Origin of the sequence: Paenibacillus sp. FSL L8-0470 (assembly GCF_038008625.1) — a bacterium.
In the GTDB taxonomy this organism is placed as follows: Bacteria; Bacillota; Bacilli; order Paenibacillales; family Paenibacillaceae; genus Paenibacillus_AQ.
In genome coordinates, this window is the sequence record NZ_JBBOZM010000001.1 from 268273 (window position 1) to 280641 (window position 12369).

Here is a 12369-nt window from a genome sequence, read left to right on the forward strand (position 1 = left end):
GGTGAAACGAATCCTCTTCCTTGGAATTACCTTGGTCCTTTGCGGGCTTGTGGCCTATGCCATTGCTTATGAACGTCCGCTGCTGGTTGATTTCGCTTCCGAACCTGCCTCTGAGGCAGTCCCGGTTACCCAGATCAGAATTGCACTATATGACTGGACGGAGAACCTGGAAGTGAAGAATGCGATCCATCAATACAATAAGAGCAATCCGGACCACATTGAGATTATAATCATGAATCTTTCAACAGATGTCTATGGGGATACACTGAACATGCTGATGACATCAGGTCAAGGGCCGGATGTGTTCAGCGTCGATAATGGCTGGCTGGCAACGTATGTGGAGAAGGGGTATCTGGCCGAATTATCTTCTTTTCTGAATACCGGCGATTTAGACAGGTTCCCGATTTGGGCGAGAGACTTTGCGGACAGCTCGCTGTATAAGGGCGGCATTTATTTTATGCCCTCCAGTATTGAGACGGTACGGTTGATTTACAACAAGCAGCTGTTCCGCAATGCCGGTCTTGATCCGGAGCAGCCGCCCGTTACGTTTGCGGATATGGAGCGGTTCGCCGGGAAGATCAGCCAGGCCGGGGTCGGTGTAAATAAATACGGATTTGGCCTGCCGGCGGGAGACAGCCAGTATAGTCTGCAGACGGGACTTGAGATGTCGAGTACCTACAGCGGGACTTATCTTTATAATTACCGCACCGGCCGCTATGATCTGAGCGGATATGCCCCATGGCTGCAGATGCTGCTGGATATGAAGGCACAGGGCAGCCTGTATCCGGGAGAAACCCTGCTGAAGCGCAACAGCGCCTTGCGGCAGTTCGCCGATGGCAATATCGGGATGATGTACGTAACGAGCAAAGATTATGTGAAATTGCAGGAATATATGCCAAAGGATGACTGGGCAGTGGCTTTGCCGCCAGTAACATCAGCAGCCCAAAAGGGTGCCGGAGCCTTGATGATGATTCCACATTCTCCGCTTGTTGTGAACAGTGCCGCCTCCAACCGCGAGGCAGCGGTAAAGGTCTGGAAATTTTTGCAATCGAAGGAGTTTTTGACGATTTTATTCAAGCAGGCACTGGCACTGCCGGTGGTTGACGGCATCCTGGAGCTCCCCAACATGGCTCCGGGGCTGGGGCATTTCTCGGAATTTTATCCTACCGCAGAAGATTCAATATATCCGCTCTCCCCGCAAATCATGGACCAATATGATCCCAATACGGTTTCGATCGAGCCGCGCGACTCGGGTGACCGTCCGCGGATGCAGTTGTACCTGCAGATCCTCTCCGGGGAGAAGGAGCTGAAGGAGGCGTTGCGCAGCGAGACGCAGCGGCTGAACCGGATGCTGGATATCGCGGCTACCGGGTATTCTTTTAAGCACGAGGAGTATATTTATCCCGAGTTCAACCCTAAAGATCCATTGAAGGATGACAGTCTGGAGAATCTGTTAAGTGAGGATTAGGATGGACCGAGTAAGCTGCTGACGGGAGTACGCAGCAGGCCGGAATGTATGTGAACTGAAAATGTGCTGTATTGCGATAAGAGACTGTGCTGAAGCCGACCGGGCTGCGGAACAGTCTTGGACTGTGGCGTCGCCATATTATGATAGTCCAACATTCGATGAAACTGCAGGGAACTATACCATACCGGCAACGGGCAGATATTCCATTGAAGCGACCGTCAATTATTCTACAACTGCTGCGATTTCGGTAGCTTTGGGCGCAGGAGTCGATCCGGCCTTTGTGGTACGGAGAACCTCGCCTGTAACAACAGATTTGGTAAGCGGGTTATTTCCGCTGCTGAATGTAAACATTGCCCTCCTGTTAACGCTCCGCACGATACTAGGTAACGGTACAGTAACCTTGGCAGGAGAATTCGAGTTGACGGCAGGCGATGTGATCGGCCTGTTCTATGAATCCGATGGGTTGACGGTTCCTTTGGATCTGGGCAGCACATCTTCAGGCATTGTGTGGTCTGTTCACAGACTCACTTAAGAACATCTATTCACAAAAGAGTGGCCCAGCAGGATGGGCTGCTCTTTTTTGCATGTGTGTTTTTTCAAGCCCTCTCTTTTTCAACACAAAAGACTGTAGGATTTCGAACTTTTATTATAGATCACCTTATTTAGAAGCCGCCGCTCTCCGGCTAAACTTAAGTCGTGGAAGAGAGAGACTGCTTAAGGAATCAGGAGGCGGAAGTGATGATTACTCATGAGAAGAGGAGCGCGATCAACACTGGACAAAGCTCACCGGTCCGGCCGGGAGCCAGAAAAGGGTCCATATTTAAGCATTTGCTGAAACATAAGGTGCTGCTGCTGATGCTGCTGCCCGGTTTGATCTTTCTGCTCATCAACAATTATTTGCCGATGTTCGGAATCATCATTGCATTCAAAAATATCAACTATGTTGATGGAATCCTGAGAAGCCCGTGGGTGGGGATGGATAATTTCAAATTTCTGTTCGCGACCTCGGACGCGTGGATTATTACCCGAAATACGGTGCTGTACAATTTCGTGTTTATTATTCTCAATCTGGTCATTGCGGTTTCGATTGCGATTGCCCTGAACGAGCTGAGAAATAAGCTGGCCGCGAAATTTTATCAAAGTATTATGTTTTTTCCCTATTTTTTATCTATGGTTGTTGTAAGTTATCTGGTGTTCGCCTTTCTTAATGTTGAATACGGTTTCATTAATAAAGGTGTCTTATCCCTGTTTGGACTGAATGAAATCAACTGGTATTCGGAGCCGAAATACTGGCCGTTTATTCTGCCGCTGATTAACCTCTGGAAGGGTGTGGGCTACGGCTGTGTCATTTATCTTGCGGCCATCATCGGCATTGATTCCGAATACTATGAGGCAGCTCTGATCGACGGCGCCAGCAAGTGGAAGCAGATTCTTCATATCACAATTCCGCTCATCCGGCCGGTCATTATCATCACGACCATCCTGGCGATCGGCGGCATCTTCCGCTCCGACTTCGGGCTGTTCTACCAGACCACGCTAAACTCCGGGGCGCTGTATCCGACAACGCTGGTCATTGATACCTATGTATACAACGCGCTTATCAATATGGGCAATCTGGGCATGTCCGCAGCGGCAGGCTTATACCAATCGGTGGTCGGCTTCTTCCTGGTCCTGGGCTCGAACTGGATCGTGCGCAAGGTCGACAAAGACCAGGCCGTTTTCTAAATTTGTGAGAGGAGGGAGAAGCTGTGACCAATAACGAAATATCCAAAGTAACGAATATGATACTCCATATTATTTTTATCATCCTGACGATAGCCTGTCTCTTGCCGATTGTGCTGGTCTTTATGATTTCGATTACCGACTATGATTATATTGTGCTCAACGGTTATCAATTTTTCCCGGAGAAGCTTAGTCTGGAGGCGTATGCCTATATCTTTAAGGATTACACCATCATTGCAAAAGCCTACGGCGTGTCCATCTTTGTGACGGTAGTCGGTACACTGCTCAGCGTATTTATCTCTTCACTCTATGCGTACCCGATCTCACGGACGGATTTCAAATATCGCGGCTTCTTCGCTTTTCTGATCTTCTTCACGATGCTGTTCGGCGGGGGGCTGGTGCCGTGGTACATGGTGTACACCCAGGTGCTGGATCTGAAAAACTCCATATGGTCCTTGATTATCCCAATGCTGCTGTCTCCTTTCAACGTGCTGATTATGAAAACCTACTTCCAGATGTCTGTGCCGCCTGCGCTGATTGAAGCCTCCAAAATTGACGGTGCCGGGGAACTAAGAACCTTCTTTCGGATTGTGTTCCCGCTCTCCCTGCCGGTCTTTGCCACCATTGGATTGTTCAACACCCTGCATTACTGGAATGACTGGTTTAACAGCATGATTTTTATTACCGACACCAAGCTCTATTCCCTGCAATACCTGATGTATAAAATGATCTCGCAGGCGGATTATCTGAGCCGCAACAGCGCCTTGATTCAAGGCTCGGCCACAGAACTGGCCAAATTGCCGGGAGAAACCATCCGCATGGCGATGGCGCTGATCGGAATCGGTCCGATTGTGCTGGCGTATCCGTTCTTCCAGCGCTATTTCATTAAGGGTTTAACGCTTGGGTCCATTAAAGGCTAACCTCGGAATCCACCGATTTAGCATATATTTTCAAGTCAAAGGGAGGAAAAGAGTAATGACAGGTAAAAGAGGCACGGGTCTACTGCTTTCACTTGTACTTATGATTGGAATGACACTCAGCGGGTGCTCAGGGAATAATAATAACAATAAAACCGCCGCCCCCGAGAAAACCGCGGAAAGCACAGCAGCCCCAGCCGCCACTGAAACTGCCAAAGCAACCGAAGCAGCCGAAACAACAAATGAGCTGGAGCAGGTGGAGCTGTCCCTGTATCTCCCGGGCGGTCCGGATAAGGATGTAGCATCTGTTGAGCAGGCCATCAATGCTTATTTGAAGGATAAAATTAATGCCACGATCAAGATTAACCAGCTGAGCTGGGATAAACCGGCGGATAAAGTGAATCTCATGATCCAATCCGGTGAAGTGTTCGACATGGTCTTTACCTGGAACTTCATGACCAATGCTGCCAAAGGCGCGTATCTGCCGCTGGAAGAGCTGCTGGATACCTACGCCAAAGAAACCAAGGCACAGATCAACCCTGCTTATCTGCAAGCGGCTACTGTAAACGGACATTTGTATGCGGTTCCAACCGAAAAAGAGCTGGGCCAATCCGTAGGGTTCGCTTTTGACAAGGCGATTGTCGACAAGTACGGCTTCGATGTGAACAGCATCACCAAGCTGGAGGATATCGAGCCGATGCTGAAGACCATTAAAGAGAAGGAGCCGGCCATGTCGCCGCTGTTCATGAACCATACAGACAGCCTAAACTGGTTCACGGTGTATCCGGAAAGTGAAGATCTGGACGGAAGCAATGAAATTCCAACGCTGCTTGATTACAAAACCATGAAGGTGTTCAACGAATATGACACTCCTGAAATTGTGGAAAGACTTAAGCTGATCCGCAAGTGGTATGAGGCCGGATACATCAACAAGAACGGAGCCACTGACAAGACCGAGCTTAAGGATGCGGTGAAAAGCGGCAAAGCCTGGTTCGTGTACGGCAATATGAATCCTACATCCACCAACGACTGGACCCGGCTCGCTGAGAAACCGATGATTATCAAAACGCTGCTTCCGGTTCAAGTAAGCACCAAAAGCTTGCAGGGCTCGATGCTCGCCATCTCCAGAACATCGAAGAATCCGGAACGCGCTATGATGTTTATGAACCTGATTCATACAGATCCTGTCCTCTACAACTTGCTTACCTTCGGTATTGAAGGCAAACACTACAACAAGGTTGGCGAGAACACTGTTGATTTCATTGCGGACAGCGGCTACAACTCCGTATCCTCCTGGATGATCGGGAACGTGCTGCTCAACTACCTGAATAAGAATGAAGACCCGAAACGCGTGCAGCTCTACACGGACTGGAACAAGAACTCCAAAGTTTCGCCGGTTATCGGATTTGTATTTGATTCGACGAAGGTGCAATCGCAGATTGGGGCACTGATCAATATTACGAAGCAGTATAAGAATACCTTGTACTCCGGGGAGCAAGATCCGGAACCTATCCTCAAAGAAATGAACAGCAAGCTGAAGGCCGCAGGACTGGAAGCTGTGATTAACGAGATTCAAGCGCAAATGGATGCATTTTTGGCCGCCAAATAAGGAGCCGCAGCAGTAGCAGACCCGATATCCGGCAAACAGCCTGGCCGTAATGGCCGCCTGCCCGGATTTCGGGTATTCATATTCGCCTAGCCAGCACTTGGGGTGCCCCGAATCTACCTTATTAGAAGAGGGTGTTTATTGTGCGAATTCAAAAAAACATTGCTTTACTGCTCATTCTGGCGTTGATGCTGATGACCTTTTGGATACCGGATGGGTCAATGGGTCAGGCATCCGCCGCTGCTGAAGATGCAATTGTTACAAGTCAGGAGATTGAACATCAGGCCGATTCACAAGAAGCGGCCGCGGATTCCGTACACAATAGCACGGTGACTGCATCAACCTATGAACCTCCGATGACCTTGTTGTGGCAGGTGGGCGATTCGGATAATAGCTCTGCAGAATTTACCGTCTTTAACAATGTCTACAGCAAGACTCTCCAAGTTCCCGTACCCCCGGGCCACTGGGATAACGTCCCCAAGGGCATGAAGGCCGATGCCAATGGATTCATGAATCTTTCCTTCCATTTGAGCCGGGTTCCAGAATATGGAGTCCAGTTTAGCCTCAAAGTTATCGATGCAAGCACAGCTATTCCCCAGCTTGCTGTATTTACAAACGGTCTGATGAGCGGGCTTATTCAGATCACCGGCCTGAATGACGGTGAGAAGACGCTGGAGAATACCTGGAAACAAACCTATAGGCTATACATTCCCAAGGAACAGCTGAAGACCGGGCGAAATGCAGTCCGGCTAACCGTGGATCGCGGATTGTACGCGGATCCGCAGGCTCCCGGTTATAACGGAGACAAATATTTATGGTTCGAGTGGGATTACTTCAAGCTGGAGTCGCTGAATGCACCGGCTGTCGAGCCGATCCATGGACGGTATGTCCATCTGGGAAGTACAATTGCCGCGGCAACCTTCAAATACGACGAGCATGCGATCCGCCATTTGGGGCCTATGGCCAAGTGGATGGGCATTGCCTATAGCGGCAACTGGATGCGGGCTTCTTTCTGGTCTGATACCAGCGCAGGCTGGGACCCGCAGGGGCGAAACTACCTGGCAACGCTCCGTGATCTGAACCTTGAGCCGATGGTCAATATCATAGGAGGCAACTGGAGGAATAACAGCGAGCTAAGCAGCGGCACAGTCCCGGCAGCACTCCGGAGTTACTACGCTAACTTCGTCAGTAAGTTCGGTGATTTGTACCAGTATGCCGAAACCGGCAATGAACCGGGACTGTTCGGCTGGGCCCAGAAAGCCGTAGTAGCCACGCACGAGCTGATGGATGAAGAACGGGCAACGAACAGTCAGCCCTATCTCAAGATTGTTGCTCCGGGTTGGGCGTATTGGCCGTATAACGGAGCTCCCGACGGCTGGGAGCGGGACGCGGAGCAGCGCAGGGAGATCGAGGAGCTGTCCGATGTGACGAATGGGCACAGCTATGGCGGAACGGGAGTGCAGCCGCTGCCGGGCGGCAGCCTTTATGAGACTCTGCAGGTCTATGACGACGCAGATGACGGCTTCGGCAAAAAGATGGCGATGAGTGAAACAGGTGCCAATGACAACCATTCCGACAACACGAAGTATGGAACCTATGCCTACAGGTTCGCTGCTGCTTTTGACCGGGAGATGCGCGGAAATATTGGATATGTGGACCATATTATGCAGCATGCGGCTTTCTTTAACGACGGCACGGAATTTGGGCTGTTTGCTTCCGGGATCAATTGGAACACGCACCGTTATGAAGATACTGTTGCGGTACCGGCCAACAGCAGTGAGGCGGGAGAAACGCGGCTGAAGACTTTCCGCAGGCTGGCTGCCGCGTACGCTACCCATGGCCGTCCGCTAAGCTACGAGGTGCTGAATACATGTGGATGCAGCTCGAACATGAACATGAAAAAGGTCTACTTCCGCGCGGTAGATACGTCGGCACTGGGTACCTCGGCTATCGGGGCAGAATCGGATAAAATCCTGCTGAACTTCGTCAATTTCGAGAAAAAGCCGATGACGATGAAGGTTCGGGTAACCATGCCTAGCAGCGGGCAATATGCCGGAGAAGTGTTCGGAGCGGGCAATTCCTATGCTGCCGCACATTCCACCGTGCAGCTTACGGCAACTCCGAATATCACCCTTACGGTTACCCTGGGAGCCGGCGAAACAGTCCAGTATATTCTGGATAAACTGGAGACAGAAGCACCGACAGTACCGGGAAGTCCTGCAGCTATAGCGCTCAGCCATGAGCAGATCAAGGTGACCTGGAATGCCTCGGCTGACAATGATGCGGTGGTCAGCTACAACGTGTACCGTGACGGCGGGGTTACTCCGGTGATGACGGTTCCGGGCCGGATAACCTTTTTCAGCGACTATAGTGTGGCCCCGGAAACGCAGTACAGCTACAGGGTTCAAGCCGTGGATGACTTCGGCAATATTTCAGCATTAAGCCCGGCCGTATCGGCAACTACATCGGCCATGCCGATCACGCCGCATGTCCCGGGTGATCCCACCAAGTTTGAAGCGGAAGCAGCCTCATTTGCCCTGCCTCTGCGAATTGGTAACAACAGCAGTGCATCCGGAGGAAAGGTTGTGGAACAGACCCATGGAGGCGGCATTTCCATCCAGGGATTGTATTCGGAAGTGGGCGGAAGCTATACCCTGACTATTGCATACGCTTCCAATCAGGATTCGAAGAAAAATATTGTCGTGAACGGACAAAGGCAGTCCACGGTTACCTTGCCTTCAACAGGCAGCTGGAACAGCAACATTACGGCCAGACAGTTCGGCGTTACACTTCAGCCGGGCTATAACACGATCAGCTTCACTTCCGCTGGCAACGGAGCGAATCTCGATTATTTCAAGCTGGAGGAAGGGCTTTATGTTCCGGTGTCCGACTGGTACACGGTAGAGCATGACCATGCCTATATTGACTATACCGGGTTTGAAACAGCGCCGAACGGGGTGTCCCATGTAACCTACTCGCCGGATTCGTCGGCGGTGTTTAACTTTAACGGAATCGGTGTCCGCTGGAGATCGGATATTAAGAGCAATATGGGCAGCGCGGATGTGTACGTTGATGGGCAATATAAGGAGACCGTTGTCATTCCCCAGGCAGGGCTGGAAGGCGACAACAAGATCGTCTACGAGCTGACGGGCCTGGATTATGGGCTGCACCGGATCGAGGTCGTCCATAACACTGGAACGGTAATGGTGCACGGCTTCGAGTTCGAGGGCTATGAGTCAACACTCCCGGCTCCAATGGCGGATCTAACCGTCACGGAGGTCGGCTGGAATATTGTAAACAGCGACGGCACACCTTCCAGCCATGTGACCCCCGAGCTGGGCGATTCCTTAATCTTCTGGGCCAAGGTTAAAAACGTCGGCGTGCGTCCTACCCCGCTGAACAATTCCACCGGGCTGGGGCAGATTACAGGCGGTGCTTTCTCTGTTAACGGCGGGGTCGTATCCTGGTCGGACACGAATAACACGGTCATCCAGCCGGGCGAGGAAATTACCCTTACGGCCAACAGCAGTGCCCAGGGAACGCCAAGGTGGACAGTGCCGACCATCGGAGACTTCACCATCAGCTTTTTTGTCAACGATATCTGGCGGTATGAGGAGATGAACAAGGAGAATAACAAGTTAAACAAGACCCTTCAAATCAGTTTGAATTGATCGAAGGATCGGCCAGCCTCCCCCGCTGCTTTGGATCACGAGGCAGCGGGGTTTTTCAGTTTGCTAAATGTAGAAGATTCTATATGTTTATAGAATTTTGAACTTATTTTGTAGTTGCCTTTATTTAGAGTGGCGCCGGGTTTCGTTACACTGGGGTTAGAAACTACCGGGAGGAATCGTGACCATGCGAAAGGCATTAGCTAAGGAAGAGCGGGACTGGGTAGAGCGCACCTTACGATCCATGAGCCTGCGTGAAAAGATCGGGCAGACGATGCAGGATCATGCGGGCAGGCTGCCATTCCAAGGGATGGACGAAGGGACTATAAGGGCGTATTTGGAGAAATATCCGGTGGGCAGCTTCTTTATCGGCGGAGAGGTGATTCAGAAGGCTGCCGGAAAAGCGGAGGAATACCGCGAGTGGGTGGAGCTGCTTCAGAAGGTCAGCAAATATCCGCTGCTGTTCTCGGGCGACCTGGAGTTCGGGGCTGGCTCTGCAGTCAAAAGCTTAACCGCTTTTCCTCCGCTGCTTGCCCTTGCCGCAGTAGATGATGAAGCGCTGGCTTACGAGTACGGCAAGTATACAGCAATCGAAGGGCGTGCGGCCGGGTTTACCTGGGCGCTGGCACCGGGTACGGATCTTTTGCTGAACTGGATGAATCCGGTGATTACGACCCGCTGTCTGGGAGATGATGCGGAGCGGGCACTGCGCCTGTCCAGCGCTGTGATGCGGGGAATGCAGGATTACGGTATTGCCGCTTGTGCCAAGCATTTTCCGGGAGACGGGGTGGATTACAGGGATCAGCATATCATTACCACCATCAACGGTTTGTCCGAAGAGGAATGGTTCGCCACTTATGGCCGGGTGTCCCGGCAGATGATTGATCAGGGCGTGATGTCGTATATGACGGGACATATCGCCCTTCCCTGGCTGGAGGCGAATGCGCAGGGGAATAAGCCTGTTCCGGCTACGGTCTCGGCACGTATTACAACGGAGCTTCTGCGGAAGCGTATGGGGTTTGAGGGAGTTGTCCTGTCGGATGCGCTGGATATGGGCGGATTTCTGGCCTGGGGCGATTATGAGACGCGGACCATAGATTGTTTCAACTGCGGGACCGATGTGCTGCTATGGCCGGGTGTGAACTATTTTGAAGTCATGGAAAGGGCAGTCGCCAGCGGTAAGGTAACGATGGAACGGCTGGACGTAAGTGTCCGGCGGGTTCTGGAGATGAAGGCAGAACTGGGTATGCAGCATCTGGATGCCGAGGGCCGGGATCACTCCGCTGTGCCGCTGCTGAATGACAAATTGCATCCTGAGCTGGACCGGGAGGCCAGAGAACTAAGCACGACACTTGCCGGGCGGTGTATTACGCTGGTCCGTAACCGGAGAAATCTCCTGCCCCTGAATCCGCAGACGACCCGCAGAGTTCTCGTCATTATGCTGAACAAAGTGACAGAGGGACGCAAATATGACCGCATGGAGCTGTTTGTCGGGCACTTGAAGGCCAGAGGGCTGCAGGTGGATATTCTGGATGAATTCGAACCGCTGAATACGCTGCAGAAGTGGGAACAATCCGGGATTCGCTGGGATGCTGCGTTCACGCCTTATTTTCTGCCGCTCCACGGCATGATGAACACGGCCCGTCCGGTGGGGGAGGCTGCCAAGGCGATCTGGGCGATGCAGCATGCGGAGACGATCCACCCGATCGGGATCTCTTTTGCCACACCGTACCTGCTCCGGGATATGCCGTTTCTCGACACGCTGGTAAATGCGTATTCACTGCATGAAGATACGGTGGCGTTGACGGTTAAGGCGCTGTTCGGGGAGATTCCGTTTCAAGGGGAATCACCGGTGCAGGCAGATCCTGAGGGAATGAACAATGTCCCAAGGGGGCTTCAGCATGCCCGATACTAAGCAGTTATTGCAGGAAAAGCTGGACCTGCTGTTCGAATGTATGATTTCCCCCCGGCACCAAGGAAATTGGGGAATGGACATGGATCACTGGGACTGGGTCCCCGGGGTAGGGCTGATTTCCATACTGGATTATGGAGCGGCTGGCGGACAGGACAAGGCCATGAATTACCTGCTGCAATGGGTGGAGCGGAATAAGCAGAAGGCAGAAGGCGTGAAAGTCATTAATTCCATGGCTCCTTATGCCGTGTTCCCCGAATTGTTCCGGCGGACAGGGGATGAGTGGTTTCTGCATAAAGCGCAGGAAACCGCCGCCTGGATGCTGGAAGATGCACCGAGGACCCGGGAAGGCGCGCTGGAGCATACCGTCACTGAAGCGGCCCTGTTCCCTGAGCAGGTATGGGCAGATACGGTATATATGGCTGTGCTGTTTCTGGCGCGGCTCGCCAGTCTCACCGGAGACCGCGGCATGGCCGAGGCTGCGCTGCAGCAGACTCTGCTTCATCTGCGGCTGCTGCAGGACCCGGGGACGGGCCTGCTGTTCCACGGCTGGAACTGCCGGGAGGGCAGCCATATGTCGGCGGTCCGCTGGGCGCGGGCCAACGCCTGGATTACCCTTGCCGTTCCGCAAATTGTAGCCGGGATCAAGGGGCTTGTACCGGTTCCTGAAGAGCTGTACAGCCGCTATTCGGAGCTTGCTTCAGCGCTGAGGTCCTGCCAGGATACAGGCGGACTCTGGCATACGGTGCTCGACAGGCCGGACTATTACCAGGAAACATCGGGGAGCGCGGGTATCGCCTGCGGCTTCATTCAGGGAGTCAGGCACGGTATGCTCGAACCTTCTTATCTTGGCAGCGCCCGGGTCACACTTGAAGGCATCCTCCCGCTTATCCAGGATAACGGAGAGGTGCAGGGGGTGTCGGGAGGCACCCCCGTCATGCCGTCGGAGGAGGCGTATAACGAAATTGCGCTGTACCCGTCGCTGTACGGGCAGGGGCTGGTCATGCAATTGCTGGCGCAGGCACTGAATCTGGATCTGAATTTAGATCTGGGTCTGGGTCGGTGATCCGGCCTTG

At 52.4% G+C, this 12369-nt stretch carries 8 protein-coding genes; all 8 read left to right on the forward strand.

The window, feature by feature from the left end; all coding sequences use genetic code 11:
• Nucleotide 1: 1 nt before the first annotated feature.
• The 8 genes from NST99_RS01300 to NST99_RS01335 all read left to right on the forward strand — a co-directional run bounded on the left by NST99_RS01300 (nucleotide 2) and on the right by NST99_RS01335 (nucleotide 12359).
• Nucleotides 2-1468: an ABC transporter substrate-binding protein gene (locus NST99_RS01300; RefSeq protein WP_341089241.1), complete on the forward strand. Its 1467-nt coding sequence runs from the start codon at nucleotides 2-4 to the stop codon at nucleotides 1466-1468.
• Nucleotides 1469-1592: 124 nt separating this feature from the next.
• A complete protein-coding gene (locus NST99_RS01305; RefSeq protein ID WP_341089243.1) occupies nucleotides 1593-2000 on the forward strand; it encodes a hypothetical protein in 408 nt (135 codons plus the stop codon).
• A 206-nt stretch (nucleotides 2001-2206) separates the two neighbouring features.
• Nucleotides 2207-3193 (forward strand): ABC transporter permease, encoded by a 987-nt coding sequence (locus NST99_RS01310; protein WP_341089244.1) that lies wholly within the window; start codon nucleotides 2207-2209, stop codon nucleotides 3191-3193.
• A 23-nt stretch (nucleotides 3194-3216) separates the two neighbouring features.
• A complete protein-coding gene (locus tag NST99_RS01315) occupies nucleotides 3217-4110 on the forward strand; it encodes a carbohydrate ABC transporter permease (RefSeq protein ID WP_038584856.1) in 894 nt (297 codons plus the stop codon).
• A 55-nt stretch (nucleotides 4111-4165) separates the two neighbouring features.
• Nucleotides 4166-5716, forward strand: coding sequence for an ABC transporter substrate-binding protein (locus tag NST99_RS01320; protein WP_341089245.1), 1551 nt, complete (start codon nucleotides 4166-4168; stop codon nucleotides 5714-5716).
• Nucleotides 5717-5856: 140 nt separating this feature from the next.
• Entirely contained in the window at nucleotides 5857-9384 is a 3528-nt protein-coding gene (locus NST99_RS01325) for a carbohydrate-binding domain-containing protein (RefSeq protein ID WP_341089246.1), read from the forward strand.
• A gap of 184 nt (nucleotides 9385-9568) precedes the next feature.
• Nucleotides 9569-11296 (forward strand): glycoside hydrolase family 3 protein, encoded by a 1728-nt coding sequence (locus NST99_RS01330; protein ID WP_341089247.1) that lies wholly within the window; start codon nucleotides 9569-9571, stop codon nucleotides 11294-11296.
• Entirely contained in the window at nucleotides 11283-12359 is a 1077-nt protein-coding gene (locus NST99_RS01335; RefSeq protein WP_341089248.1) for a glycoside hydrolase family 88/105 protein, read from the forward strand. Before NST99_RS01330 ends, NST99_RS01335 begins: the two co-directional genes overlap by 14 nt.
• The last annotated feature ends 10 nt before the right edge of the window (nucleotides 12360-12369 follow it).

Bases quoted from the DNA above. Each gene is read 5' to 3' on its own strand.
- NST99_RS01335 (WP_341089248.1), top strand. From the start codon at position 11,283: ATGCCCGATACTAAGCAGTTATTGCAGGAAAAGCTGGACCTGCTGTTC.
- NST99_RS01320 (WP_341089245.1), top strand. From the start codon at position 4,166: ATGACAGGTAAAAGAGGCACGGGTCTACTGCTTTCACTTGTACTTATG.
- NST99_RS01310 (WP_341089244.1), top strand. From the start codon at position 2,207: ATGATTACTCATGAGAAGAGGAGCGCGATCAACACTGGACAAAGCTCA.
- NST99_RS01330 (WP_341089247.1), top strand. From the start codon at position 9,569: ATGCGAAAGGCATTAGCTAAGGAAGAGCGGGACTGGGTAGAGCGCACC.